The 25,760-nt window shown below is 69.2% G+C and carries 19 protein-coding genes; 4 read left to right on the top strand and 15 right to left on the bottom strand.

Features of this window, described 5'->3' with window-relative positions:
• Nucleotides 1–11 precede the first annotated feature (11 nt).
• Together C475_RS00770 and C475_RS00775 are read right to left on the bottom strand one after the other, a co-directional pair.
• Nucleotides 12–1,937: a glycoside hydrolase family 5 protein gene (locus C475_RS00770; RefSeq protein ID WP_082223216.1), complete on the bottom strand. Its 1,926-nt coding sequence runs from the start codon at nucleotides 1,935–1,937 to the stop codon at nucleotides 12–14.
• 394 nt (nucleotides 1,938–2,331) lie between these two features.
• The gene (locus C475_RS00775; RefSeq protein WP_006881811.1) at nucleotides 2,332–3,402 is read right to left on the bottom strand and encodes a TrmB family transcriptional regulator; all 1,071 of its coding nucleotides are present in this window, start codon (nucleotides 3,400–3,402) and stop codon (nucleotides 2,332–2,334) included.
• 234 nt (nucleotides 3,403–3,636) lie between these two features.
• Here C475_RS00775 and C475_RS00780 point away from each other — a divergent pair, with 234 nt between their 5' ends.
• Complete coding sequence (locus tag C475_RS00780) at nucleotides 3,637–4,227, top strand: 50S ribosomal protein L15e (RefSeq protein ID WP_006881812.1); 591 nt, start codon at nucleotides 3,637–3,639, stop codon at nucleotides 4,225–4,227.
• A gap of 123 nt (nucleotides 4,228–4,350) precedes the next feature.
• Here C475_RS00780 and C475_RS00785 read toward each other — a convergent pair whose 3' ends face one another.
• The 10 genes from C475_RS00785 to C475_RS00830 form a co-directional block, all read right to left on the bottom strand.
• On the bottom strand, nucleotides 4,351–5,337 hold the full coding sequence (locus C475_RS00785) for a phytoene/squalene synthase family protein (protein WP_006881813.1): 987 nt from the start codon (nucleotides 5,335–5,337) through the stop codon (nucleotides 4,351–4,353).
• A 224-nt stretch (nucleotides 5,338–5,561) separates the two neighbouring features.
• Complete coding sequence (locus C475_RS00790; protein ID WP_006881814.1) at nucleotides 5,562–5,792, bottom strand: hypothetical protein; 231 nt, start codon at nucleotides 5,790–5,792, stop codon at nucleotides 5,562–5,564.
• Nucleotides 5,793–6,095: 303 nt separating this feature from the next.
• Complete coding sequence (locus tag C475_RS00795) at nucleotides 6,096–8,120, bottom strand: serine hydrolase domain-containing protein (RefSeq protein ID WP_006881815.1); 2,025 nt, start codon at nucleotides 8,118–8,120, stop codon at nucleotides 6,096–6,098.
• Between the two features lie 166 nt (nucleotides 8,121–8,286).
• Nucleotides 8,287–9,600, bottom strand: a complete 1,314-nt coding sequence (locus C475_RS00800; protein ID WP_006881816.1) for an RNB domain-containing ribonuclease — start codon at nucleotides 9,598–9,600, stop codon at nucleotides 8,287–8,289.
• A gap of 193 nt (nucleotides 9,601–9,793) precedes the next feature.
• Entirely contained in the window at nucleotides 9,794–10,090 is a 297-nt protein-coding gene (locus C475_RS00805; RefSeq protein ID WP_006881817.1) for a DUF7562 family protein, read from the bottom strand.
• Between the two features lie 125 nt (nucleotides 10,091–10,215).
• Nucleotides 10,216–10,863 carry a hypothetical protein gene (locus C475_RS00810; protein WP_006881818.1) on the bottom strand — a complete coding sequence of 216 codons (648 nt, stop codon included), beginning with the start codon at nucleotides 10,861–10,863 and terminating at the stop codon, nucleotides 10,216–10,218.
• 84 nt (nucleotides 10,864–10,947) lie between these two features.
• Nucleotides 10,948–12,303, bottom strand: coding sequence for an MFS transporter (locus tag C475_RS00815; protein ID WP_006881819.1), 1,356 nt, complete (start codon nucleotides 12,301–12,303; stop codon nucleotides 10,948–10,950).
• Nucleotides 12,304–12,699: 396 nt separating this feature from the next.
• Nucleotides 12,700–13,950, bottom strand: coding sequence for a hypothetical protein (locus C475_RS00820; RefSeq protein WP_006881820.1), 1,251 nt, complete (start codon nucleotides 13,948–13,950; stop codon nucleotides 12,700–12,702).
• A 371-nt stretch (nucleotides 13,951–14,321) separates the two neighbouring features.
• The gene (locus tag C475_RS00825; protein WP_006881821.1) at nucleotides 14,322–16,199 is read right to left on the bottom strand and encodes an ABC transporter ATP-binding protein; all 1,878 of its coding nucleotides are present in this window, start codon (nucleotides 16,197–16,199) and stop codon (nucleotides 14,322–14,324) included.
• Complete coding sequence (locus tag C475_RS00830) at nucleotides 16,196–18,058, bottom strand: ABC transporter ATP-binding protein (protein ID WP_006881822.1); 1,863 nt, start codon at nucleotides 18,056–18,058, stop codon at nucleotides 16,196–16,198. Before C475_RS00830 ends, C475_RS00825 begins: the two co-directional genes overlap by 4 nt.
• Before the next feature lie 421 nt (nucleotides 18,059–18,479).
• Between C475_RS00830 and C475_RS00835 the strand changes: the two genes are divergently transcribed.
• A complete protein-coding gene (locus C475_RS00835) occupies nucleotides 18,480–21,188 on the top strand; it encodes a cation-translocating P-type ATPase (RefSeq protein WP_082223217.1) in 2,709 nt (902 codons plus the stop codon).
• Between the two features lie 92 nt (nucleotides 21,189–21,280).
• Complete coding sequence (locus C475_RS00840) at nucleotides 21,281–21,742, top strand: pyridoxamine 5'-phosphate oxidase family protein (protein ID WP_006881824.1); 462 nt, start codon at nucleotides 21,281–21,283, stop codon at nucleotides 21,740–21,742.
• A 21-nt stretch (nucleotides 21,743–21,763) separates the two neighbouring features.
• On the opposite strand, the gene C475_RS00845 is transcribed toward C475_RS00840, so the two are convergent.
• The 3 genes from C475_RS00845 to C475_RS00855 all read right to left on the bottom strand — a co-directional run bounded on the left by C475_RS00845 (nucleotide 21,764) and on the right by C475_RS00855 (nucleotide 23,784).
• The gene (locus C475_RS00845) at nucleotides 21,764–22,342 is read right to left on the bottom strand and encodes a VIT1/CCC1 transporter family protein (protein WP_006881825.1); all 579 of its coding nucleotides are present in this window, start codon (nucleotides 22,340–22,342) and stop codon (nucleotides 21,764–21,766) included.
• A gap of 2 nt (nucleotides 22,343–22,344) precedes the next feature.
• The gene (locus C475_RS00850; protein WP_006881826.1) at nucleotides 22,345–22,635 is read right to left on the bottom strand and encodes a DUF211 domain-containing protein; all 291 of its coding nucleotides are present in this window, start codon (nucleotides 22,633–22,635) and stop codon (nucleotides 22,345–22,347) included.
• Nucleotides 22,636–22,707: 72 nt separating this feature from the next.
• Entirely contained in the window at nucleotides 22,708–23,784 is a 1,077-nt protein-coding gene (locus tag C475_RS00855) for a flippase-like domain-containing protein (protein ID WP_006881827.1), read from the bottom strand.
• A gap of 359 nt (nucleotides 23,785–24,143) precedes the next feature.
• Between C475_RS00855 and C475_RS00860 the strand changes: the two genes are divergently transcribed.
• Nucleotides 24,144–25,436, top strand: a complete 1,293-nt coding sequence (locus C475_RS00860) for a glycosyltransferase (RefSeq protein WP_006881828.1) — start codon at nucleotides 24,144–24,146, stop codon at nucleotides 25,434–25,436.
• The last annotated feature ends 324 nt before the right edge of the window (nucleotides 25,437–25,760 follow it).

Raw genomic sequence — 25,760 nt, forward strand, 5'->3', positions numbered from 1 at the left:
CGTTTCTCGGTCTATTCGAGTCGGATCTCGGAGAGTTCGAGCGTGCTACTGCCGCCCTGCCAGAAGTTGAACCGCACCGACGGCGACGAGCGGTCGATACCGGCCGCCTCCATGTCGACGCGGACTTCCCCCATGCTGGTGCCGATGGAGTCGTCGGTGACGTTCGAGAGCATCGTGCGAACGCCCCCCATGTCGAACAGCACCTCGGACTCCTCGCCCCCGTTCGCGCCGCTGACCTCGAACACCAGCGTCGAGTAGTCGCTCACGTCCTGATTGATCTGGCTCTGATACCAGCCGCCGTTGTCGTACTCCAGGACGAGCGCGCCGCCGGTCTCCTCGCCGCCGCCGTTTTCGAACGAGCCGGCCCCGCACCACTGGCCCAGGTCGTTGCGGTGGCTCGCCCAGCCCGGGTCGCCGTCGTAGTCGTCGACGACCATCGCGTCCGCGGCCGGCGTGTCCGTCGGGGTGTCCGGCTCGTCGGTCGGCGTCGGCGTCTCCGGCTCGTCGGTCGGCGTGTTCGGTTCGTCGGTCGGCGTGTTCGGCTCGTCGGTCGGCGTGTTCGGCTCGTCGGTCGGCGTGTTCGGCTCGTCAGTCGGCGTCGGGGTGTCCGTCGGCGGTGTCGCCGTGCCCTCGCCGGGGATGCCGTCGTTGCGGTACTGCTCGAGCCAGCTCTTGATGTCGTCGCCCATGCCGCCGCTACCGGTGGTCAGCGACCACTCACACGGCAGGTCCGAGCAGGCCTCGGGGACCGTGCCGTTGTAGGGGTCGCCGACGGAGTCGTTGGCGTTGTCGGCGAACGGGCGGTCGAACATGACCGGGCGCCAGACCGGGTCGGCGCACCACGCCGTCCAGTGGATGGCGGGGCTCTTCTCCAGGAAGTCGTGGAAGGCGTCGCCGAACTCGTCGGTCCCCCCGATGTACTGGCCGCCGCCTTCCTCCCAGCCGAACTCGGTGACGAACAGCGGCGCCTGCTCGTAGACGCCGGCGACGCCCTCGCCGTTGCGGGAGGCGTCCTCCCAGTCCTGATTTCGGCTGGAGTTGTGTCCAGGATAGATGTGGTAGGTGTAGGCGATGTCCTCGCCGTCGAACTCCTCGAGGAGCGCGCCCTCGGGACTCTGGGTCCAGGAGGGCGACCCCATCAGAATGAGGTTGTCGGCGTGGTTCCGGATCGTGTCGACCCACGGCTGGGCCATATCCAGCCACATGTCCCAGATGTCGGCGACCCACTGCGTGGTGGTCGGGTCCTCCCACATCCCGGGCTCGGTCGGCTCGTTGTACACCTCGTAGAGGACGTGGCTGTCCTCGGCGTACCGCGGCGCGACGACGTCCCAGAACATGTCGACCTCGTCCTGGAGATCGGTGTTGAGCGGGCCGTTCTGCCCCTCTGCCCACATCACGTCGCGGTGGCGGTGGTAATCGATGATACAGTAGACGCCGCGCTCCTTACAGCGCTCGACGACCTCATCGAGGTGGTTGGTCAGGTAGCTCTCTAACTGGGTCTCGTCGAACGCCGGCACTGGCGGGCCCGAGCCCGGCTCGTACTCGCCGATGTCGACGGGCTGGACCGGGACGCGGATCATCCGCGGGTACCAGCCGTTGCTCGCGTCGGTGAGCATGTCGATGACCTGGACGGCGTCTTTCCCCCGAGCCTGCGACGTGACGTTGATCCGCTTGGGGTCGGCGATGTTGACCCCGCGCAGCGTCACGACGTTACCGTCCGGGTCCTTGATCAGATTGCCGTCGCGATGCAACTGAGGGGTCGGAATGCCCGCCGACGCCGATCCGACGGCGCCCGCGCCGACACCGAGCGCGACCGCCCCGGCCGCAGCTGTCCCTTTCAGGAACGTGCGGCGGGACGGTCCCCCTTCGTCCGCGCCCGGTTCGTTGGATTGTGATACCTCTCGTCCCCCGTTCGAGGGTTGCGGCTTGTTTGTCATTTCGACCTCCGATACACACCGAGTGGTGTGTAAACCGTACAACGAATGACCGGTATAAAACGTTTTTCTAGCCCGAGATATAATAAAGTACTCAGATTCAAAATAACGTTTTTCAGCCTATTAGGGTGCCGTATAGGCGGTATTAGCGAATTCAAAAGACTATGTAATAATTACGGTAGGTCATGGTACACATTCAGACAGGTGTAGAATCTGACTCGAACGGCCAAACGAGATTTTGCCGTCGAGACGTGGCAATCCCGGACGTTCTTTCCACTTCGCTATCGTTTATACAGCAGTTAATACAAGTACCTTACACCCACATACAACATTATTATATTACATAATTTTATGATGTTTTATGGATCGAACGAGTGGTCGAGGCGGGTGCGGTCGGTCAGTCGAGCCACTCGACGCCGTCGACGGTGACGCGCTTGACCTCGAGGTCCTCGTGGAGCGCGCCCCAGCCGCCGACCGTGCACCGGCCCTCGGTGGTCCAGAGGACGATCGTCGCTTGCCCGGAGAGGTCGGTCATCGTGGGCCGCCGTCCGGTGCGCGCGGAGTCCGCGGAGTACTTGACGTCGGTGAGGACGCCCGAGACCGTTCGATCGCGTCCCGAGTCCGGTTCCATCCCCCTGACCGTCACGGAGACGACGGCGTCGTCCCACCACAGGGGGTAGACGTCCCGGATGAACTCCTCCAGACAGACGTACACCGCCGACCGCTCGCGACAGTGCGAGACCGTCTCCCAGTTCGTCCAGAGGCAGGTCTGGAAGTACCACCGGAAGATGAAGGGGATGATGTCGTCGTCGATCACGACGCCGTAGGGCTCGGGCATGCGCGTCGTCGGCGCGAGACACGCCTTCGTCCGGTCGACGAGCGCGCAGAACGGCCCCGGGATCGGCCGCTCGCGGATCTCGGTCACCACGTCGGTGACCGGGTGGTCCGCGATCCCTACGTCCCCCGCCGGGACGACCGACGCGCGTACCACCACGTCCGACTCGAACGCCTCCGTCAGCGCGCTCTCGTAGGCGACCAGTTGCTCGTCGGTCAACGCCAGGTCGACCGTCGAGTCGGCCTCGCGGATCAGCCGCTCTGCGTGGTCGACGACGGTGTCGACCCGCTTGGTCACGTTCATCTTGTTGTCCCCCAGCGGCGACGCCTCCCAGCGGTCCTCGATCTCCTCGGCGACCGCCGACAGCCGGTCGCTCTTCTCGTGGAGGTCCTGGACGAACTCCGCGGGTTCCCTGGCCCGCGCGTGCAGCGTCTCCCGGTCGAGCGTCTCCACGTACCCCATCTGTTCCAGCTCCGTCAACACGTCGTAGATCCGCGGGACCGGGACCGAGCAGTTCCTGGCCACGTCCACGGCCGGCGATACCCCCATGTCCAGCAGCGTCAGATACGCGTCGGCCTGATAGGAGGTCAACCCCGCGTCCTCCAGTCCCCCCAGGAGTTCGTCCCGTTCCATCGTGTTTAAGCGGATATAATACACCAACACAATAATATTCGCATGACACCCATCGACCAAGTGATACGAGCGTCCGGTGCGCCGTCGCGAGTTCGGATCGCTTAAGGGCGCGAGCGGGGAACTGGCGAGTAACTCGCTGGGCGGTCGGGCACCAGCGGGCGCCTGCCTGTGCAGGTCGGGATGTGATCGCCGGCGACGGCGGTTGAACCACGCAACGCCCGGCGGTGAACACCCATGGCAAAGAGCTTCTACACGTACATCCGGGACGCCTGGAAGGACCCGGACGACGGCAAGCTGGCGGAGTTGCAGTGGCAACGAAAACAGGACTGGCGCGAGGAGGGCGCGCTCGAACGGATCGAGCGCCCGACCCGTCTCGACCGCGCGCGCTCGCTGGGCTACAAGGCCAAGCAGGGCGTCGTGGTCGTCCGCGCGAGCATCCGCAAGGGCGGCGCTCGCAAGGAGCGCTTCACGGCCGGTCGCCGGTCGAAGCGCCAGGGCGTCACGCGGATCACCCGCCGCAAGAACCTCCAGCGCGTCGCCGAGGAGCGCACCACCCGCGTCTACCCGAACCTCCGCGTGCTCAACTCCTATTCGGTCGGTCAGGACGGCAGCCAGAAGTGGTTCGAAGTGATCCTCGTCGACCCCGAACACCCCGCCATCGAGAACGACGACGACCTCTCGTGGATCTGTGAGGACCAGCACACCGACCGCGCGCTGCGCGGTCTCACCAGCGCCGGCCGCCGCAACCGCGGGCTGAACAACCGCGGTAAGGGTACCGAGCGCACGCGTCCCAGCATCTCCAGTAACGAGAACCGCGGCCGATAGACTCGCCGAATCACAGCTTTTCGCGTCGCTGAGACTCCGGAGCGACCGCTGTCCGCGGAGCGGCCGCCGTTCGCACATCGATAGACGGGAGAATCGCGAGCAACTACACCGGACGAGGGCGTCTCAGGCGACGTGGCCGGTGACGCCGTCGGTCTCGACGCCGTCGCCCTCGCCGCCGGGCGAGACGGCGCTGACCGCGTAGAAGGTCGCCTCGGGGTCGCGGTGGCGCCGCCAGTGGATCCAGGTCCGGACGAGCAGGTAGCCGCGTCGGAGCCGGCCGAGTTCGGGCGTCTCGCTCAGCACGTCGTAGTCGCGAGCGCGGATGAGCCGGTGGTGTTCCGCGTAGAACACCGCCGCGAGCAGGACGCCGAACTGGCAGTCCTCGGGGAGCATGCGGATGCCGGCGACCCCCTCCCGGTAGCGGCGTTCGGTCCGCTGGAGCTCGTGGCGCATGGCGGCGACGAACCCGTCGGTGACGGTGGCCTCGGCGAGGTCGGACTCCTCGACGTCGAACTGCGCCAGGGTCTCCCCCGGCACGTACACCCGTCCGTAGTCGTGGATGTCCTCTCGCACGTCCCGCAGGAAGTTCGTCAGCTGGAACGCCTCGGCCAGGGCCTCGGCGTGGGGCTGGGCCTGCTCGCGGTCCTCGTCAGGCATCTCCATGGCGGCCATCATCATGTTCGCGACGGCGACCGACGACCCGCGCATGTACTCCTCTAAGTCCTCGTAGGCGGGGTAGCGGGCCGTCTCGATGTCCTGGACCATCGCGTCGACGAACACCTCGACCTCGCGGTCCTCGATGCCCGTCCGGTCGGCCAGCGACCGGAAGGCGTCGAGGACCGCTCGCTCGTCGTCGGCCAGGAGAGCCGCGTCTTGGGGGTCGAGGTCACCCAGCGCGGCCGCTCGCATCGCTTCGAGTCGCCGCCGCTGGGCCTCGGGGTCGGGGTCGTCCGTTCGGTCCACTACTTCGTCGGCGATCCGGAAAAAGGCGTAGAGGACGTACGTCGTCTCCCGGACCCGCTCGGGCAGGAGCTTCGTGGCGGCGTAGAACGTCCGCCCCGTCTGCCTGTGGATCTGCTTGCTCGTATCGACTTGGTCGCTCGCTGGCATTGTTAGTGAGAGGTCGCCGGTCGTAGAGAGCCCGCGAAGCGTCGCGGGGACCACCACAGGTCAGGGCGCCGGCCGACCGTTCGTATCCATATGTTCGAGAGAGATTAAATAAGCAACCACCCAAACTGGTTGGGGAGCCGTCGCCGCGTCCGGCGAACCGTCTCGCGACCGGCCCTGCGGTGACGGTCACTCCGGACGGCCGGAACGCGAGCCCCCCACGGCGGTCAGCGACCGCGCTCGGGCGGGTTGACGAACAGCCCGTCCGCGACGGCGAGCCCGCCGACCACGGACGCCCCGGCCACGAACACCCTCGTGGGCAGCGGCGACACGACCGACCCCACGAGCGCCAGCAGGAACGCCGCAGGTATCACCAGTAGCAGGATGTCGTAGCGGGAGAGTCGGCTGCCTGCTGTGCTGTGGTCCCGTGTGCGTCTGGTCCTGTCGCTGGTGGCCATCTGTTCATCACCTCTCAAATACATATAGGGGTGATCCCCACTAAAATGTTATGCCAGATCATGTCTCCGAACACACTTCGAACAGTCTCGGAACCGCCGAGAAATATTTTCGTATTATTTCCGTAGCTACTTTGAGTACCGTAACTCAATTTACTGTCCGATACGCGCCGCTCGACCGCGTTCGATCGGTCTAGAGACGGATCGATAGCTCGAGAACGCGACCGTCCGCTCGGCGCCCACTCGGCTCGGCGCCGGGCCGGCGTGCGGGCGAGGCCGGAGCCCGGCCGGTCGGACCGGGTGCCGTCACAGCGGCGGAACCAGCAGGTTCCAGAACCACAGCAGCCAGCAGGCGACGGCGAGCGACCCGGCGACCAGCGTGTAGTGGAGCCGACCGAAGCGGCCCCAGTAACCGGCGGTCCAGGCCCGAACGGCGAACCCGAGCGCCGCCAGCGTCCCGACCAGTCCCAGTATCGGCAGGGCGAACAGCGCGACGAACGTCGGCGGTGGCGCCGACAGCACGGCGAACGGCGTCGCTGCGAGATGGATCAGCGCCGCGACCGGGAAGGCGAGGACCGCGACGGCGGCCCCGGCGGCGACGACGCGCGCGAGCGTCGCCGGCCGGTCGGTCCAGCGCCGCGTGTCCGCCGCGGCGTCGGCGTCGTCGCCGGACCGGAACCACCCGATTGCGGTGGCCGTCGGCCACCCGAACACCGCCGAGAGCAGGCCGACCAGAGACAGGACCGTCAGCGCGGCGTGCAGGGAGAGCCGGTCGACTCCCTCGACGCGACCGTACGCCGTCGTCGGGTTCGCGCCGCGGTGGAGATACTCGATCGCCTCGCCGTCGGCGCCCGTGTCGAAGGCCAACCGTTCGCTCCCGTCGACGCGTTCGAAGACGAGCGGTTCGATCTCGACCCACCGGCGCGTCACGCTCCCGCCGGTCGTGACCAGCGCGCCGTCGTCGGCGACGGTGACCTCGACGGTATCGGCCTGGAGCGTCGTCGTGACCCGATCGTGCCAGTGCGACGAGTGTCGCAACGACCGGTAGGTGCCGCCGAGGTCGCCGGCCCGCGCGGGCTGGCCGTCGGGCGAGCGCGTTCCCTCGTCGCCCGAGTTCCGGTCCGGATTCGAGCCCGAGTCGGGGTCGGGGAGCAGTTCCGAGCGGAACCCCTCCAGCACGTCGCGGGCCGCCGTACCGCCGTCGGCGCCGTTGTACGCGACGAACAGGCCGAGACCGCGCTCGGGGACCACCAGGAGGTCGCTGTAGAACGCCGGCGTCCCGCCGCTGTGTCGGAGCGTCCGCACGCCGCCGTAGTCGCTCTCGACGAACCCGAACGCTATCCCCGGGAGTCGCTCGTGAGCGGTCGCCCACTGGCGCTGGCAGGCCGCGACGGTCTCCGGGGCGAGGACCCGTTCGCCGTCGACGACGCCGTCGTTCAGGTGCAACTGCATGAACCGCGCCATGTCGTCGGCCGTCGTCGACAGCGCGCCCGCAGGGGCGAGCCCGACGTAGGGGAACTCGCCGTCGGCGTAGGCGGCGCCGGGGCCGTAGCCCGTCGCGTGGGCCTCGGCCAGCGAGTCGGGGAGCGGCTGGCGGAAGCTACTCGCGGTCATCCCCACCGGGTCGAGCAGGTCGGCGGCGACGGCCTCGTGGAACGGCGCGTCGGCGACGACCCCGAGGACGCCGCCGGCGACGGCGTACCCGTAGTTCGAGTAGGCGGGCGCTTCCCCGGGCGGCCGGACCCGGGCGTGGCTCCACGTCCGGAGCGCATCGGGGAGCGGCCGCAGGGCGTCAGCATCCGTGATCCACAGTCCCTCGTTTGACATCTCGTACCCCGCGCGGTGGGTCACGAGGTCGGCGAGCGTGGCCGGCCCCACGGTGTCGTCGAGGCCGGCGTCGAGGTAGTCGGAGACGGGCGCCTGGGGGTCGATGTCGCCCCGCTGGATCCGGGCCATCAGCGCCGTCGCGACGACCGGCTTCGAGACCGAGCCGACGCGGAACGGCGTGGTCGCGTCGACGGCGGTTTCCTCGTCGCGGTCGGCGACGCCGTAGCCCTTCGTGAGCGCCACCTCGCCGTCGGCGACGACGGCGACGGTCGCGCCCGAGGCCGTCCGACCCTCCAGGCTCGACTCGACGAGGTCATCGACCAGCGATTCGAGATCGGTGTCACCGCCGTCCTGCAGCGCGCCCCGAGGCTCGTCGTCCGGGGCCCTATCGGTCGGTTCGGCGTCGATCGGGTCGGCGCCAGCGCCGGCCGCCGCCGAGCCGGTCGCTGCGGCGGTCGCGGCGACTCCGGCGAGGAACCTGCGGCGAGTGGGCGACTGTGTCATCGAAACGACGGTTCTGCCCAGCGGGGGATATAGGTTTGGCGCAGGAATTTTCTATTCGATAAGCGACAGGAAGTCGGCGACGGCTCGGCGGGACCGCGACTCGGCGGGTACGCCTCGTCGTCGACCACACCGTCACTCCGCTTCGCTCGTGACGAGCGATCGAGTCCTACTCGGACTCGACAACTTCGATCCCGCGGTTGTTGACGGCGTGGGCGTCGAGGCCGATCTCTTCGAGGAACTGCTTGTACTCGCGTTCGCACTGCTCGGCGTCCTTCTGCTGGTCGGAGGCGTGCTTGCACAGCGCCTGGAGGTCCTCGGGCACGTCGTTGGTGTGGACGATCCAGTGGTTGATCAGGTCCGACAGCCGGCGGATGGGCGAGGTGAAGTGGCCGTAGATCTCGAAGTTCAGCGCGTGGTGGCCGCCGAAGGGGTCGCTCATGTACTTGGCGCGGGGCATCACGAACATCACGGCCCGCTGGATCTTGTTCAGCTGGCGACCGGGCGCGTCTTCGAGCGTCGCGTTGACGGCTTTCCGGGGGTCGTCCCACGCTTCGCCGGGGATCGAGACGCCGTCCAGGTCCTGGATCTCCTGGAGCGCTTCGTCCCACTCCTGGGGGGAGGGCTGGGGGTGGACGCGGTACATCGCCGAGACGCCGCGGTCCCACATGAGTTCGTGCGTGACGGCCTTGTTGGCCTTGAGCATGCACTCCTCGATGATCGTGTGGGCGCGGTCGCGGGCCGGGTTCAGGACGAGCGAGCCGTCCTCCTTGCGCTGTTCGTGCATCCGGTCGGCCAGCTCCCAGACGAGTTCGGTCTTCTCGGCCAGGTCCACGTCGGTGTCTTCGAGCATGTCGTCGGCGCTGTCGGGGTCGTCGAGGATGTCCTCGGCCTCGGAGTAGGTCAGGCGCGCGTCCGATTCGATGACGGATTTGTAGATGTCGATGTCCTCGTAGGAGAGCGTCTCCGGATCGAGGTGCATCTCGACGGTGTGGGCCAGGCGGTCCTCGTTGGGGACGAGCGAACAGACCGTCTCCGCGAGGACGGGCGGCAGCATGTGGATGGTGTAGTCCGGGAGATAGACGGTGTTTCCCCGCTCGACGGCCTCCTCCCACATCGCAGTCTCCGGGTTGACGTAATGGCTCACGTCGGCGATGTGGACCCAGAGGACGTACTCGTCGTCGCGCTTCTCGACGGAGATGGCGTCGTCGAAGTCCTGGGCGTCGATCGGGTCGGTCGTCCAGGTCGTCATCTCCCGCAGGTCCCGGCGCTCGTCGATCTCATCGGCGATCTCCTGCTGGACGCCCTCGGTGCGCTCCTCGGCTTCGGCCATCACCTCGGCGGGGAACTCGTCGCGGATCTCGAACTTCTCGAACAGTTCGTCGCGCTTGTTCTCGAGATGGCGGGCCATCTCCTCGTCGATCTCGACGGGACCCTGGCCTTCGATCGTCCCGGCCTGGGCCTGCTCGTCCTCGGTAGTCATGTAGCGGGTTATGACCAGGGTACAGATAGGCTTTCTGTGGTACGCGTGGCGCGAGCGAAGCGAGCGCCACGGAGGAGCGAGCGGTGACCGCAGGGAACCGCGAGCAGTGCGAGGGCGAGCGAAGCGAGCCCTCGATGCGAGCGGCGCGAAGCGCCGTAAGCCGCGGGCGTCGACGCGGCGAGCGCCGGCCGAGTCAGCGCTCCTCGACGGAGTCGGCCCGCTCGGCGAGTTCGAGGTAGGTCGCGAGGAAGGCGTCGCGGTCGCGGCCGGCGGCGGCCGACTCCACGTCTTCGAGGAGTCTTTCGAGGTTCCCGCGGGGCTGGTGACAGCGCTCGCGGTCGCACGGCTTGCAAAGGTGTTCGAACTCCTTTCCCTCCCGGTCCCAGCGGTCGCCGAACTTGTCGTACTCCCGGGCTTCCGAACGGGCGACCGAGTCGCCGCAGGCGATACAGGTCACCTCGTCGCGGCCCCGTTGGGAAGAGCGCCACATACAGCCGGCTTCGGACGACGCCCACTTAGCGCTTACCGCTGATCACTGAGGCCGGACTAAGTCGGGCGACGGCTCGCGACCGGAACCCACCGCGATCGGCCGCTGCCCGCGAGGCGACGGTCGGCTCACTCCTCGGCGGCCGTCCGCTCGGGCTCGTAGGGGTCGACGTCGATGGCGCCGTGCGCGAAGCTCCGCGTGCCCGACTCGACGATGTAGGTCTCGTCGTCGTACCGGACGGTCCCGGGCAGTTCCACGCCCTCCTGGTCCGGTCCCGGGCAACACCCGGAGCCGGTGCGCACCCGGTCGAACAGTCGGCGCTGCTCGGTCGAGAGGTTCCCGTAGGCGACGACGCGCTCGTCGGCCGACACGTTCCCGGTGTCGACCAGGTACGCGGGCGTCCCGTACGTGTACCCGACTACCCAGACTCGACCGTCGGCGTACACGTAGTCGAGGTCGTTGAACGTCTCGACGGGCCCGCTGGACTCCAACTCGACCCACTCGTCGGCCCCGCGTGCGGCCTCGAACGCGTCCCGGCTGGCCGACGACAGCGACCACGCCGGGGTCACCTCGGCGCGGTCGACGCCGTCCGGGAGGTCGAGCGGGACCGGCGTCTCCGTCCCCGTGGCCGTCGGTTCCGCGGTCGGACCGGTCGCGGGAGCCGTGGACTCTACGGCTGGCGTCTCGGTGCCGGCCTCGGTGGCCGGTCCCCCGACCGTCGCGCAACCGGCGAGCGTTACGACGATGCAGAGGGCGAGCGCGTGGGCGAGACGCATAGTCGTGTGCGGGTGAGCAGCGGCCGGAGTAAGTGCTTTGTCCGTCGCGACGGCCGGGGAACGACCGACAGCGGGGTGCGGGCGTCACTCCCTCCCGGACTCCGGCGCGACGGTCACACCGAAGGCGGCCGGGTCGGCGTCGGCGACGGGCGGGAGCCGCCGCAGTGGCGGGCGGGCGAGCAGGTACAGCGCCGTGAACCCGAAGCCGAAGGCCGCCAGTCCGACCGTCGTCGCCGTCCCCAGTAGTTCGGCGACGACGCCGCCGACCAGCGATCCCAGCGGGAGGGTCGCACCGGAAGCGGTCCCTTTGATCGTCGAGACGCGGCCGAGCAGGTCGGTCGGGAAGACGGTCTGGTTCAGCGTCGACGAGAGGACGCCGCTGGCGCCCGCGGGCACCCACGCGAGTCCGAACAGGACGACGGTGAGCGCGGGCGACGGCGCGACCACCGCGCCGAGCCAGCACGCGGCGCCGGCGGCGTTGCCGACGAACAGCAGTCGGCCGTAGGAGACACCTTCCAGATACGGCGCGACCACCGAGCCGACGAGCCGACCGACGCCGAGCGCGCCGAGCAGCGCCCCGTAGACGGCCGGACCGCCGAGCGCGTCGCCGTAGGCCGGCAGGACCGCCAGCGTCACGCCCGTCGCGAGGTTCGCCACCGCCGTCGTCAACACGAGTTCGACGAAGACGGTCCCGCGCAGCACGTCGATCCCGTCGCGCAGGTCCGCGACGTACGAACCGAGTATCGACTCCTCGGCGCTACCGGCGTCCTCCCCGTCGGGTTCCTCAACGTCGGCGGACCGTGCCACCGCGACCCCGGCGAACAGCAGCGCCGCGAGCGCGAAGGTCCCGGCGTCGAACAGGAACAGCGCCGTCGCGCCGAAGACGGCGATGAACGCGCCGCCGAGCGCGTCGAAGATCATGTCCAGTCCGAGCGTGACCGTCGCGAGCGCGGAGTTGGCTTGCGAGAGCCGTTCGTCGGGGACGATCCGCGGGACGATCGTCGCCTGCATCGGCGCCATCAACAGCGTCGCGAGCGTCAACAGCGGGACGACCGCGAAGATGACGCCGACGCTCAGGGTCCCCGTCACCGCCGCGAGCGGCAGCGCGAGGACGACGACCCCCTGGAGCAGTTGCGACCCCACGAGGACCGGCCGGAGCGGGAGTCGGTCGACGACCGGGCCGGCGAGGATCTGCAGGAGCCACGGGAGCAACAGGACGGCGTTGGCGATCCCCGTGAGGACCGTCGAGCCGCTGAGTTCGAAGACGAGCCAGAGGACCGCGACCGTGTAGAGGCTGTCCCCCGCGTTGGTCACGAACTGCCCGGCGAAAAAGCGCCGGAAGTCGCGGTTTCGCCACAGCGACCGGTCCGTCGCGGGTTCGGCGGCGTCACCGCTCGCGGTCGTCTCGTCCGTCTCTGCAACCGCCTCGGCGGCGGTCATCGACGACCACCTCCCGGGGAGGAGACGGGGGCGAGCGGTTCCGGAGATGGTTCGAGCGGTCGCGGCGACCGCGAGCGATGCGACTGTCGTCGGTGCGATACGTGCGTGGGCGAGCCCCGGCGGGTGGCCGTGGGCTCGGCGGGTGTCGGCATGTGCGTATGTGTTCGACGGAGAGACTGCGGCTACGAGATGTAGCGAAGCGAACCCGAGTGCTGCAGCTATCGGGCCGCTCGCGCCGCGGGCGGCGAGCGCGGGTCGAACACCGGACGACCGACGATCCGACGGGTCATAGAACGCCTCGATCGGATCGATCCCGAGGTTTCACTTAGTACTGACGGCGCCGTGGTATGCGATTTCAGCTCACGGGAACCAGCGAGGCGACGACATCTGCGGCCGTCACCGGGTCGCCCCCACGTCGTGACGGAGCGCCCAGCGGTCCTCGCAGGGGTCCAACCGGTGGGGTTCGCTGCCGCGCTCGGTGACGATCCCGGCGTGGAACAGCATGGCCTTCAGCTGGAAGACGGTCGGGGAGTGGTAGGCGTCGCCGTCGGCGAGAGCCTCGCCGCGGAGGTCGCCGTCGTCGGTCAGCGCCCGCGAGCGGACGCCCTCGTCGCCGCGGACGAACAGTTCGACGGTGAACGTCGGGCGGAGTTCGTGGAGGTACTCGACGAACTCGCGGAGCGTGGGACGGCGCTCGCCGTCGTCGTGCAGCGACTGGAGTTCGGTCACGAGCAGCTCGGTCGCGGGGTAGTCGTAGACGACGCGACGGGCGAGCTGTCCCCACTTCGGCGCGACCTCGCAGAAGCGCTTGCGCGAGCGCTTCCAGTCCTCGAAAGTATCGAGCGCGGCGTCGACGCTGCCGCACTCGGCGAGCGCGAAGCGGACGACTTCCTTGCCCAGCGCCGTCAACGTCGTCCGGTCGGGCTCGACGCTGACGAGGTTCAGGAACGCCGCGCCGGCGCGGGCGGCGTCGGTCGCGCCGACGACTCGCTCGGCGAGGACAGTCTCCGTGTCGCGGTCGTGGGTCACGGCGAGGGGGTAGGCGAGGTAGTTCTTCGGGTGGTTGAGCCCGAAGCTCTTGCCGGCGACGCCCTGCGCGCTGGCCTGGAAGCGGATGCTCGTCGCCGCGTCGGCGGTCCGATTCCCCACGACTCGTGGGCGTTCGAGGGGTCGAACGTCGCCGTCCGCGTCGACCGCGAGGACGCCGACGTTACACTCTCTGGCCAGCGAGCGGTCGGTCTGGGTGATCGCCGCCGCGGGCGCGGCGAGGAAGGCGACGTTGGCCTCGCCCAGGCGGTCGCGGGCCTGGACGATGCCGCGCTCGGTGTCGACGCCGCCGCCCGCGTAGCCTTTCGCCTCGACGGCGATCAGCGGCGGCTCCCCGCCGAGGCGGTCGACCGCGAGCAGGTCGTCGTCGAGCGGCCGCACGCCCACCAGGTCCGGGTATCCCGACCCGACTCGGACGTGATTGAACGGCGCCAGCGCCTCGCGGACCGCCTCGTCGACCGTCCGCTGGTCGACCCACCGCTCCCGAGCGAACTGCGTGTCGACCACCGCGTAGGCCTCGGCGCCGTCCTCGGGGAACAGCCGCCGCTTGGCCCGGGCGAGCACGTGCGGTTCAGTCAGGTCCGCGCCGGCCGCAGCCATGCTACCTCGACTGGCGAGCTCGCACAAAAAGGGTGGTGTCGCGTGGACGGCTTCGGGGTGTCTCCGACCGGCCTTCGCCCACCGAACGGCCGCCGGCCGGATCGCGGCAAAACGACGCCACAGCCCGCGTTCGAGTCACCCCTCCGTGCTCGGCTGTGGCCGATATAAATCGCATGTCGCAATATAGAATCGATCGAGCGGAGGGTTCGACTACGGCAGGTGTAGCGGGTCTGAAATGCGCGATTTTGGCCCACTCGGTGAACGGATCTCGACCTTCTGAGACGCTAAGCGTCGTCCGTGTCCGAAAATCGGTCATTCCGAACTGAGTGGAAGAACGACGTCACCCGACCGCGGTAGCCGACACTGGCCTGCTAGTCGTCGCCCGCTACCCGTTCGAGGAACGCTTCGGGAAGCTCGTCTATCTCTCCGATTTGGACGCGCCAGAGATCGGCGTACGTCCCGTCCTCGGCGAGTAACGCGTCGTGTGTTCCCGCTTCGACCAACTGTCCATCGTCGAGGACGAGGATGCGGTCAGCGTCCCGCACTGTGGAGAGGCGGTGGGCGATGACGAAGGTGGTTCGGTCAGCCGAGATCTCCGCCAGGTTCCGCCGGATGAGTACCTCCGTCTCGTTGTCGACGTGACTGGTTGCTTCGTCGAAGACCAACACCGAGGGGTCCCGGACGAGGGCCCGCGCGATAGCGACGCGCTGGCGTTGGCCGCCCGAGAGTTTCACGCCGCGCTGGCCCACGTGCGTCTCGTAGCCGTCGTCCAGATCCGCGACGAACTCGTGGGCGCCGGCCTCCTTCGCCGCCGCGACGATCTCCGCTCGGCTCACTCCCTGCTCGCCGTAAGAGATGTTCTCCGCCACCGTCCCGTCGAAGAGGAACGACTCCTGATCGACGTAGCCGACGGCTGCGCGGAGGTCCTGCCGCGAGAGGTCGGTGATGTCACGACCGTCGAGGCGGATCACGCCGTCGTCGGGCTCGTAGAAGCGCAACAGGAGCTTGATGAGCGTCGACTTCCCGGCGCCGGTCGAACCGACGATACCGACCGTTTCACCGGAGTCTACGTCGAAGGACACCGAATCGATGACGGACTCGTCGGTGCCAGGGTACGAGAAGCTCACGTCCTCGTACGCCACGTCACCGTCGACCCGTTCGACCGGATCGGCATCGGTATCCTCCGCCACGCGGCTGTCGGCGTTGCGCACACCGACGATGCGCGCGGCCGAGGAGTTCACCCACTGATAGATGCCGACGAGCGCCGAGAGGAACTCGATGCCCCCTTCCATGTTCCGCATGTAGAACAGGAAGGGCACGAGTTGGCCGACCGTGAGTGTCCCCGTGAAGAACAGCGGCGGGCCATCGATAACCCACAGGCCGCCGACTATCATCACGACGACGAGCACGAGGCCGGTCACGCCCTGTATGAGCGGCGTCTGCTGGATCCGCTTGCGCGTGCCGGTCCAGGATCTGTCTCGGAGGTCTCCCGAGCGCCCCGTGAACCGTTCCCGCTCGACGCCCTCTGCGCCGTTCGCTTTCACGACGTCCATCCCGCCGAGCGTGGACTCCATCCGGGCGTTGAGTCGTCCCTCGGCGCGCTGAATCGGGGGATACAGTTCGCTCAGCGCCCGCGAGAAGTGGATATTGATGGCCGCCAGGACGGGGAGGAGCAGGAACACGACGGCCGTGAGCTGCCAGTTCAGGTAGGCCATGAACGCCAGCGCGCTGAGGAGGGTGACCGACGTCCCTACCGCCCAGCGTGCGCTCTTCGACAGGCCGCGTTCCAGCGTGTTGACGTCGTCGTTGAGCGCGCTCATCACGTCGCCGGTCTGATGCGTGTCGAAGAACGCGAGCTCCTGGTGCTGGGCGGAGTCGAACGTCTGGACGCGGACGTCGTCGACGACGCGCTGGCCGAACAGCTCCCAGAGGACGTTCTTGCCGATAGCCATGAAGACGCCCACGGTCCCGCTGACGATCAGGAAGCCGCCGACGAACCAGAGTTGCCCCTCGGTGCTCGCGGGCACCCACGTGTCGGGCACCAACGGGACCGTCAGCGGCTGGGAACTGAACACGCTGTCGAAGCCGACGCCGATGACGTACACCGAGAGGTTGCTGTTCACTGCCGCGACTATCGTCACCAGCACGGCCGTGGCGAACAGCCCCAGATGTCGGCGACCGGCGTGCCGGATGACGTAGAAGAACGGGTACTCGACGTCGGACTCCTCGGCGAGGTCTCGCTCGCTCATCGGTTCGCCTCCACGAACTCCTCGGAGACGGCATCGATGTCCCCGACTTGCACCTTCCAGAGGTCGGCGTAGAGGCCGTCCCGTTCGAGGAGTTCCTCGTGGGTGCCTTCGGCCGCGACGGTGCCGTCGTCGACGACGAGAGTCCGGTCCGCGTCCCGAACCGTCGAGAGCCGGTGGGCGATGGCGAACGTCGTGCGCTCGCCGGCCATCGATTCGAGCGAGCGCTGTATCTGCACTTCCGTCTCGTTGTCGACGTGGCTGGTCGCCTCGTCGAGGACGAGGACCTTCGGGTCGCGCAACAGGGCTCGCGCGATAGCGACGCGCTGGCGCTGCCCGCCGGAGAGCTTCACGCCGCGCTCGCCGACCTCCGTGTCGTACCCCTCCGGGAGCTGCGCGACGAACTCGTGAGCGCCCGCGAGCGTCGCCGCGCGAACGATTCCGTCGGCCGGGTCGTCCGTATCGAAGCGGTCCTCGGTGGCGTACGCGATGTTTTCGGCTATCGTCCCGTCGAACAGCTGCGGGTCTTGGGAGACGTAGCCCAACTGCCGGCGCAGGCTCCGCAGGCTCACGTCTCGGATGTCCTGGCCGTCGATTCGAATCGCTCCGCTGTCCGGCTCGTAGAAGCGGAAGAGGAGCTTGACGAGCGTCGATTTTCCGGCCCCCGTGGAGCCGACGACGCCGACGAGTTCGCCCGGTTCGGCGGTGAACGACACGCGTTCGACGGCGGGCTCCTCGGCGCCCTCGTAGGTGAAGGTCACGTTGTCGAACTCGACGTGACCCTCGGTGACGTCCAGTTCGTCACCCTCGCGGGAACCGGCGCGGCGGGCGGGATGCGAGAGGAGGCCGTCGATACGCTTGGAGGATGCGAGCGCGTCCTCGTAGGCGTCGATGGTGTCGACGGCGAGGTCTTTGACCGGTTCCAGGAATCCCCGTGAGTACAGCATGAACGTCAAGAGGGCGCCGGCAGTGAACGTGCCCGAGAAGAACGCGGGCGGGCCGGCGATGACCCAGTAGCCGCCGAGGAGGAAGACGACCTTTCCGAAGACGTTGTTCGACATCCAGGTCACGAAGTCGAAGCCCAGGCGCAGGCGGATGGTTTCCCAGTTTTTCGTCCTGTATTTCGCCGAGATGTCGGCGACGCGTTCGCGCTCGAACTCCTCACGTGTGAACGCTTTCACCGTGCGAACGCCGTTCAGCGAGTCCTCCAGGCGGGCGTTCAACTCGCCGACGGTCTCGCGGACGGCTTCGTGGCGCGGTTCGAGCATCCGCGCGTAGACGCGACTGGCGAGCGCGACGAACACGGGGATGGTGGCGAGCACGAGCGCTAGCTGCCAGTTCAGCAGCGCCATCAGGGCGAACGCGACCACGACCTGCGAGACGCGGCTCGTGGCGCTGTAGACGGCACCGATGACGCCGCCGAAGTTCTCCGTGTCGTTGTGGATAACGCTCATCACGTCGCCGGTCTGTGAGTCGTCGTAGTAGCTCATCCGCAGGTCCGTCGCGGCGTCGTAGGCGTCCGTGCGCAGGTCGTGGCTCATCGCGACGTTCCCTCGGTTCTGGAACCACGAGGAGAGCCAGTCGAGACCGTTCTGCGCGACGAACGCGGCCGCGAGAACGCCTGCCGTCAGCCAGAGTTGCGCGATCTGACCCGACGGAACCCACGCGTCGGGAACGAGGGGCAGGCTGTACGCCCGGTCGCTCAGGAGCACGGCGTCGAAGGCGACGCCGATGACGAACGCCGGAGCGCGCTGAGGGATCCGAGCGAGCAGCAGCGCGACGAGTCCGAGTCCGAAGTTCGCCGCCTCCGGGCGGGCGTACTCCCGAAGGAGTTTCACGAGCGAGTTCTCGCTCGCGCTCATCGACTCACCTGCAGGTGGTTCGGGCCGGAACGACCGGCGCCGGACTGTGCTCGCAGTGGCGTGTGTGTTGACATCCGTGTCGGTGGTGGAAGTCGGTGAAACGGCGATTCGAACGAAGGAGCGAGGGAGCGTCCCGGCGCGGCCGGCGGGTGAAGCCCGACCGGGTTACGCCAGACCACTGTCCGCTGCCACAGATCCATGCCAGAGCACGGGTCCAAGCTCGGTAGCGGACATCATATTTCGATGAACTATGGTGTAGGATATAAAGTTTGGGAAACTAAGATGTGATCGTTTCCGACACGTCCGTCGCCGTCTCGTATCTGGCCGGACCGAGTTGTGGTCCGAGATCATCCCCGTTGGCTCTCGGTGATCGCCCGATCCGGCCAAACACCGATAGGACGGGGACGAGAAGGCGCTGTCAGTGACAGATCCCCCACACAGCCGACCGGTCGAGGCGGTGCTCGACGACGCTGGCGTCGACGAGTCGGGGCTGTCGGCGGCCGAGGCGGCCGAGCGCCGCGACGAGTACGGCCCGAACGAGATCGCCCGCGGGGAGGGGCGCTCGCCGGTCGATATCTTCCTGACGCAGTTCGACAGCTGGCTCATCTGGGTGCTGCTCGCCGCGGCCGTCCTCTCGGTGTGGGCCGGCCACACCGTCGACGCGGTCCTCATCGCGGTCATCGTCGTCGCGAACGGCGTGTTCGGGTTCGTCCAGGACTACCGCGCCGAGCAGAGCCTCGAATCGTTGCGGGAACTCACGGCGCCGACCGCCGTCGTCCGTCGCGACGGCGAATCGGCCGAGGTCGAGGCGACCGAACTCGTCCCGGGCGACGTGGTCGAACTCTCGGACGGCGACGTGGTGCCGGCGGACGGACGCGTCGTCGAGGCGACGGGACTGGAGGTCGACGAGGCGGCGCTGACCGGCGAGAGCCTCCCGGTCTCGAAGTCGGCCGAGCCCGTCGAGGCCGACGCGCCGCTGGCCGAGCGGTCGTCGATGGTCTACAAGAGCACGGCGGTCACGCGGGGGAAGGCCGCCGTCGTCGTGACCGCGACCGGCGAGGACACGGAGGTCGGCGCCATCGCGCGCCAGCTCGCCGACACAGAGGAGACCGAGACCCCGCTACAGGCGGAACTCGACGACCTCGGCCGGACGCTCGGGCTCGGCGTCGTCGCGCTGGCCGCGCTGGTCGTCCCCTTGCTCTGGGTCCGCGGCGTCGAACCGCTGCAGACGGCGCTCACGGCGATTTCGCTTGCCGTCGCGGCCGTGCCGGAGGGGCTGCCCGCGGTCGTGACGCTGACGCTCGCGCTCGGCGTCCGTCGGATGGCCGACGAGAACGCTCTCGTGCGCCGGTTGCCGGCCGTCGAAGCCCTGGGCGCCGTCGACGTGGTCTGTACCGACAAGACCGGGACGCTCACCGAGGGCCGGATGGCCGTCAGCCGGCTGTGGGTCGACGACGCCGTCGTCGGCTTCGACGAGGTGACCGACGCAGCGAGCGGGGCCGACGGTGACCGGCCGGCGGCGAACGGCGGCGCGACGGGCGAGGGCGAGTCGGCGACCGCGGCCGACCGCGTCGACCTGCTCCTGCGGGCGGGTGTGCTCTGTAACGACGCGACGGCCGAGGAGGGTGACCCCACGGAGCGGGCGCTCGTCGCCGCCGCCGAGGATCGGGGACTCGACGTGGCCGCGCTCCGCGAAGCGCACCCCCGGACCGACGAGATCCCCTTCTCCTCGGAGCGCAAGTGGATGGGGACGGTCCACGGCGACCGCGCCTACGTCAAAGGCGCCCCGGAGGTCGTCGTCGAGAAGTGCTCGCGAGTGCTGACCGACGACGGTCCGGTCGAACTGGACGAGGCGGGCGCCCAGCGAGTCCGAGAGCGGACCCGCGGGTTCGCCGACGACGCGCTGCGCGTGCTCGCGGTCGCCTACACCGAGGACGGGCGCGGGTTCGAGGGAGGCGGCGACGGCGACCTCGACGGCGGCGACGACCTCGATGATCTGGTGTTCGTCGGGCTCGTCGGGATGATCGATCCGCCGCGGACGGAGGTGGCCGACGCCATCGAGCGCACGCGGCGGGCGGGCATCGACGTGAAGATGATCACGGGCGACAACGTCCGGACGGCGGCGGCCATCGGCGCGGAACTCGGACTGGGCGGCGACGTGGTCGACGGCCGCGAGATCGAGGGGCTGAGCGACGCGGAACTCCGCGAGCGCGTCGTCGAGGTGGACGTGTTCGCGCGCGCCTCGCCCGAGCACAAGGTTCGGGTGTTGCGCGCGCTCCAGGACGAGGACCGAACGGTGGCGATGACGGGCGACGGCGTCAACGACGCGCCGGCGCTGAAAAACGCCGACGTGGGCGTCGCGATGGGCGTCCGCGGGACCGACGTGGCCAAGCAGGCCAGCGACGTGGTCTTGCTCGACGACAACTACGCGACCATCGCGCGGGCGGTCGAGCGCGGCCGGGCCATCTTCGACAACGTCTGGAAGTTCGTCGCCTACCTGCTGAGCGCCAACGTCGCCGAGGTCGCCATCGTCTTTCTCGCCTCGCTCGGTGGGTATCTCGTCCTCCCGGCGGTCCAGCTTTTGTGGATCAACCTCCTGACCGACGGCCTGCCGGCGCTGGCGCTGGGCGCCGACCCGGAGAGCGGCGACGTGATGGAGCGGCCGCCGCGCGAGCCCGACCAGGGCATCGTCGACCGGCCCATGCTCGGGGTCGTCGGCGGGACCGGCGCCGTCACGACCGTCGTCATGCTGGGCCTGCTCGCGCTCTTGCTCGACGGTGCGGGCGCGGTCGACGCGTACGTGACGACGATGATCTTCACCGCGTTCGTCGTCCTGGAGTTCGGGAAGCTGTTCGTCGTCCGCTGGCTGCGCGAGACGCCGACGCTGTCGAACCGCTGGCTGTTCGCCGCCGTGGCCGGGTCGCTGGCCCTGCAGCTGGCCGTCCTGTACACCCCCCTCCGCGAGTACTTCGACACGGTCGCGCTCGGTGTCGGCGACTGGGGGATCGTCGCCGGCGTCCTCGCCGTCACGCTGCCGGCGTACCTGCTCGTGGCCGTGGGCGTCCGACGCCTGCGCGAGTCGGGCGCGGCGGCGGGCGCGAACCCGGAGACGGCGTCGAGTGAGGGGTGACGCGAGCGGTCGGCAACGCAGCGATCGTCCGGCCGGGCCCGATCGGCTACGCCGGCCGCGGGCTTATTAGCGCGACGAGCGTATCTGTTTACATGACCGACGCGGAGGAGATCGAGATGGACGCCGCGGAGTGCGACCGGTTCCTGGGGAGCGGGGGGACGGGAGTGCTCTCCCTCTCGACGACGGGGGACGAACCGCCGGACGCCGTGCCGGTGTCCTACGGGTACGACGAGGAGGAGAGGGTGTTCTACTTTCGGATCTCGGTCGGCCACGAGGACGACCGCGGCGACCTCGCCGGGCGCGCGGTGACGTTCGTCGCGTACGGCGACGAGGACGGGGACGACGACGAGCGATGGCGCAGTGTGATCGCGCGCGGGCGGCTCCGCGACACTGAGGAGGAGGGCATCGCGACGGAGACGCTGGCGGAGATGGAGCGGGTCGACATCCCGCTGGTCGACGTGTTCGAGGAGCCGCTACGGATGGTGTCGTTCGACTTCTTCCGGCTCGACCCAGACGAGTTCACCGGCCGACGGGAGTCGCTCGTCAACGAGTAAACGACCTCCCCACGCCGGTCGCTACCCCGGCAGGAAGACGTTGATGACCGCGACGACCAGCCCGGCCAGCCCCATGCGAGCGGCGGCGACGTACCAGCGCTGGCCGGAGATCGAGCCCATGTACGCGCCGAAGGCGCCGAGGACCCCGACACCGAGCGCCACGGAAGCGAGAGCGGCCTCGACCATGGAGAAGACGGTCCCCTCGAAGACGAACGGGAGGAGGGTGATCAGGATGCCGATGAGCGGGCCGAGACCGCTCGCGACCGCGTGGACGACGCGGGCGCCGCTCTGTTCGCGCTGGATGCGCGTGTCGTCGAGGTCGGTGAGCATCGCCCGTTCGACGCGGCGGATCTCCGCGCGGGTCTCGGCGCGCTCGATCTCCCAGACGCTCCAGAGCGCCGAGGTGCCCAGCCCGACCGCGGCGCCGGCGCCGATCTTGATCACCGTCGCGCCGTCGGGCACGCCCGAGAGGACAGCCCCGACGACGACGCCGATGGCCGTGAGCGTCCCGTCGAAGCCGTTCGAGACGAAATAGCGGCGGGCGATCGAGAGCACGTCCTCCTTGCCGAGCAGGCGGCGGACCCGATCGAGCGCGGACACGGTCAGCCGTCCTGGGGCGTCGGACGGTTCTCGACGACGTAGTCGCCGCAGGCCACCTCGTCGACGGAGTGGATCGTCCCGCTGAGGTCCTCGACGGCCGCCTCGACGGCGTCGAAGTCGAGCGCCTCGCCCTCCAGCGTCACTTTGACGTTCTGGACCTCCTGGTCGAGTTCGACGAGCGACGTGCTCGCACCCTCGACGGAGTCGAGTTCGCTCAGGTGCTCGGTGAACGCGAGCAGCGGCGGGTCGTGCGGTTTCAACACGTCGACGACGAGTCGGCGGACGGGTGCCATGGGTGTCCGTCGGACTGCGACGCACAAAAAGGCAGGTCGACGCCGCCGGGGAGTGAGCGGCGGTGCGGTCAGTCAGTCCGCGCGAGCGTCGCCGTCGTCGGTCTCGCGAAGCCACCCGAGCGACACCGCGGCAGCGACGACGCCCCCGCCGACGACGAGCGCGGGGCCCGACGTAGCGATGCGGTAGACCAGCACGGCCGCCCCGGCGACGGGCGCGACGGCGCTCGTGCCCGCGGCGAGCAGGCCGACCAGCGCGGCGTCGACCCCGCTTCCGCCGGGTGCCGGGACGACCGCCGCCGCGACGGCGGCCGGGATGACCGCCAGGAGGACGCCCACCGAAACCGACTCGCCGACCGCCCGGAAGGAGAGCCACAGCGCCACGATGGTCAACGCGTGGGCGACCGCGAGCAGTCCGACGAGCGTCGCGAGTTGCCGCGGCGACCCGCCGCGCAGGCGCGAGAGCGCGTCCCGAAACCCGTCGACCCGCTCGGCGACGGCCGCCCGGTCCGGCGGGGTGAAGCGAGGGACGACCCGGAGCGCGCCGGCGATTCGGGCGGCCAGCGAGACGCCCAGTTCCGTCGCCCGGTCGCGGACCCGCCAGAGGGCGACCGCGCCCGCGACGGCCAGCGCGAACAGGCCGACGCCGACGGCCGCCAGCGTCGCCACGCCGCCGGCGCCCGCGGTCGCGAGCAGGTAGCCGACCCCGAGGACGCCGAAGGCGCCGACGAGGACGTTGGTGAGCGCGCTGACGGCGACGACGGCGGCGACGCCGTCTTCGTAGTCGGCGTCGGAGGAACGCGCGACGAGCAGGCCGTTGACGGGCGCGCCGCCCGCCTGGCCGCCCGGGACGACCGTGTTGACGACCGTCGTCGCGACGTACGCGCCGAGGACGCGACTCACCCGGGCGTCGTGACCGAGAATAGCCAGCAGGACGCCCAGCGCGAGGCCTCTGGCGACCAGCACCGCGACCGCGACGCCGGCGACCAGGCCCACGGTGCCCGCGTCCGCACCGGCCAGCCCCGCCCGTATCGCGCCGGGACCGACGAGCGCGACCGCCCCGGCGACGGCCGCCGGCGTCGCGACCAGCGCGACGGTCCTGCGGACTATCCGCCCGGTCGGACGCCCGGACCGACGGGTCGCGGAACTCACGGGACCACCCGTCGCCGTGGTCGCCCGTGGTCGGAACCGGCCGATCGCCGGATCGTCCGGATCCGTCGTTGTTCGTGCCCGTACATGTTGAATCGCCCGTACCGCGCACCCGTCGAGATGGTAGCACAGTTTGGGGTTACACCGACATAACTGTGACGCGGACGCGACCCTCGACTCGACGCCCTCCGACGAGGTGACGCGCTCCGGGGCGGGATCACCGCGACCCGTTGGAAGGGCAACACTTACCGGACGGCCGGGCGTACCGGTCGGAACAGTCGCTGTAACCGGCCTGTCCGTCGCCCCTGCCAGCGCGCCACGGCGTCGACGGTCCCCGCTCGACCGCACCCACCCCCGCCCCGATGGTTACGCACACCTTCCGCCGGTGGCTCGACCGGACCTGTTTCGCTCTCGCGACGCTGGCCGTCGTCACCGTCGGGTTCGTCCAGGGGCGGATCGCCGTCACGATCCCGCTGTTGTTCGTCGGTATCGGGGGCGTCACCGTCCTGAACGCGACGGTCGCCTGCCTGAGTTTCGCCGCGACGCTGCTGAGTTCCGGCGCCGTCTTCGTCACGGAGGTGCTCCGCGAGCGCCGCCGCGGCCCCTACCCGGCGAGCGGTCCGGAGATCGCGGCCATCGTGCCCTCCTACGGTGACGCGGGCGCGCTCCACCGCAGCGTCGAGAGCCTGCTGGCCGCCGACTACGGGGACCTGTCCGTCTACGTCGTCTGCGAACCGGGCGACGAGTCGACGCTGTCGGTCGCGCGCTCGCTCGCCGAGCGCCGCCGGGTGACCTGTCTCGTCAACGACCGCGACCCCGGCTCGAAGGCCGCCGCCGTCAACTGCGCGGTCGACCACACCGACGCGCCCTACGTCGGCGTGTTCGACGCCGACGAGCGCGTCCACCCGACCTTCGTCCCCGCCGCGGCCGCCGGCCTCGCCGACCACGAGGCCGTCCAGGGACGGACCGTCCCGCGCCCGGACGGGCTCCTCGAAGCCGTCACCTACTACGAGTCGGTCGTCCTCGGGTATCTGAGCCACCGGCTGGTCGCCCTGCTGACCGACTTCGACATGGTGGCGAGCAACGCGCTCGTCGTACGCCGGTCGACCTACGAGCGCGTCGGCGGCTACGACCCGCGGATGCTCACCGAGGACTTCGACTTCGCCTTCCGCTGCTACGAGGACGGCGTCTCCGTCCAGTCCTCCTTTGCCTACCCCTCCGAGATCGAGGGCGCCCACACCCTGCGGGACTGGTGGGGCCAGCGCAAGCGCTGGATGACCGGCTACGCCCAGGTGTTCCACCGCCGACTCGGCCGCCTGCACCCGATCGCCCGCCCGCGTAGCGTCGCGTCGCTGGTCTTCTGCGGCGGCGCCATCCTCGGCAACTTCGTCGTCCTCTCGCTGGTGCCCCAGGCCGTCGTCCTCGCCGTCGGTGGCGGGCCGGCCGTCCTCGCCGCGACGCTCGGGACGCTCGCCGGGATCTGCCTCGGCGTCCGACTGCTCGACCGCCGCGTCGGCGTCGTCGACTCGGTGGGGCTGGGGTGGCTACTCGTCCCCTTCGTCCTCCCGTTCTACAGCCTCGCCGCGATCAAGGGCATCGTCGAGTACCCCATCTCCTGGCGCGGCGAGTGGTTCCGCGTCGAAAAGGAGGGGTGAGAGTGGGGGTTCGGAACGAAAACGGTCGGCGGTACGAACCCGGACTCGACCGCGACCGCAGACAGCGTGAAAGCCCCCGTCTTCTGCGCTCCCGGGTAGCGAGGGGCCGAAGTCCCTCGGACAGTCGGGCGGCAAGGCCGCCCGACGAACTCGCTGCGCTCGCTCCAGTGCTTACTTCGTACGGGTTCCCGCAGAGGACGACCCCTTTCACGCTGTTTGCGGTCACGAGCACGAGAGCAGTCGCGGTAGCGACCAGTGCGGTCGCGGTCCGCTGAATCACACAGCACCTCGAACGGCGACCTACGACTCGCCACAACGGATTTC

The organism is Halosimplex carlsbadense 2-9-1 (genome assembly GCF_000337455.1).
Classification (GTDB): domain Archaea; phylum Halobacteriota; class Halobacteria; order Halobacteriales; family Haloarculaceae; genus Halosimplex; species Halosimplex carlsbadense.

What these genes read in the sequence shown, in the direction of transcription:
- C475_RS00850 (WP_006881826.1), bottom strand. Translation starts at nt 22,635, where the DNA reads ATGGCACCCGTCCGCCGACTCGTCGTCGACGTGTTGAAACCGCACGAC.
- C475_RS00810 (WP_006881818.1), bottom strand. Translation starts at nt 10,863, where the DNA reads ATGCGTCTCGCCCACGCGCTCGCCCTCTGCATCGTCGTAACGCTCGCC.
- C475_RS00775 (WP_006881811.1), bottom strand. Translation starts at nt 3,402, where the DNA reads ATGGAACGGGACGAACTCCTGGGGGGACTGGAGGACGCGGGGTTGACC.
- C475_RS00840 (WP_006881824.1), top strand. Translation starts at nt 21,281, where the DNA reads ATGACCGACGCGGAGGAGATCGAGATGGACGCCGCGGAGTGCGACCGG.
- C475_RS00805 (WP_006881817.1), bottom strand. Translation starts at nt 10,090, where the DNA reads ATGTGGCGCTCTTCCCAACGGGGCCGCGACGAGGTGACCTGTATCGCC.
- C475_RS00790 (WP_006881814.1), bottom strand. Translation starts at nt 5,792, where the DNA reads ATGGCCACCAGCGACAGGACCAGACGCACACGGGACCACAGCACAGCA.
- C475_RS00815 (WP_006881819.1), bottom strand. Translation starts at nt 12,303, where the DNA reads ATGACCGCCGCCGAGGCGGTTGCAGAGACGGACGAGACGACCGCGAGC.
- C475_RS00785 (WP_006881813.1), bottom strand. Translation starts at nt 5,337, where the DNA reads ATGCCAGCGAGCGACCAAGTCGATACGAGCAAGCAGATCCACAGGCAG.
- C475_RS00795 (WP_006881815.1), bottom strand. Translation starts at nt 8,120, where the DNA reads ATGACACAGTCGCCCACTCGCCGCAGGTTCCTCGCCGGAGTCGCCGCG.
- C475_RS00780 (WP_006881812.1), top strand. Translation starts at nt 3,637, where the DNA reads ATGGCAAAGAGCTTCTACACGTACATCCGGGACGCCTGGAAGGACCCG.
- C475_RS00770 (WP_082223216.1), bottom strand. Translation starts at nt 1,937, where the DNA reads ATGACAAACAAGCCGCAACCCTCGAACGGGGGACGAGAGGTATCACAA.
- C475_RS00860 (WP_006881828.1), top strand. Translation starts at nt 24,144, where the DNA reads ATGGTTACGCACACCTTCCGCCGGTGGCTCGACCGGACCTGTTTCGCT.
- C475_RS00800 (WP_006881816.1), bottom strand. Translation starts at nt 9,600, where the DNA reads ATGACTACCGAGGACGAGCAGGCCCAGGCCGGGACGATCGAAGGCCAG.
- C475_RS00825 (WP_006881821.1), bottom strand. Translation starts at nt 16,199, where the DNA reads ATGAGCGAGCGAGACCTCGCCGAGGAGTCCGACGTCGAGTACCCGTTC.
- C475_RS00820 (WP_006881820.1), bottom strand. Translation starts at nt 13,950, where the DNA reads ATGGCTGCGGCCGGCGCGGACCTGACTGAACCGCACGTGCTCGCCCGG.
- C475_RS00830 (WP_006881822.1), bottom strand. Translation starts at nt 18,058, where the DNA reads ATGAGCGCGAGCGAGAACTCGCTCGTGAAACTCCTTCGGGAGTACGCC.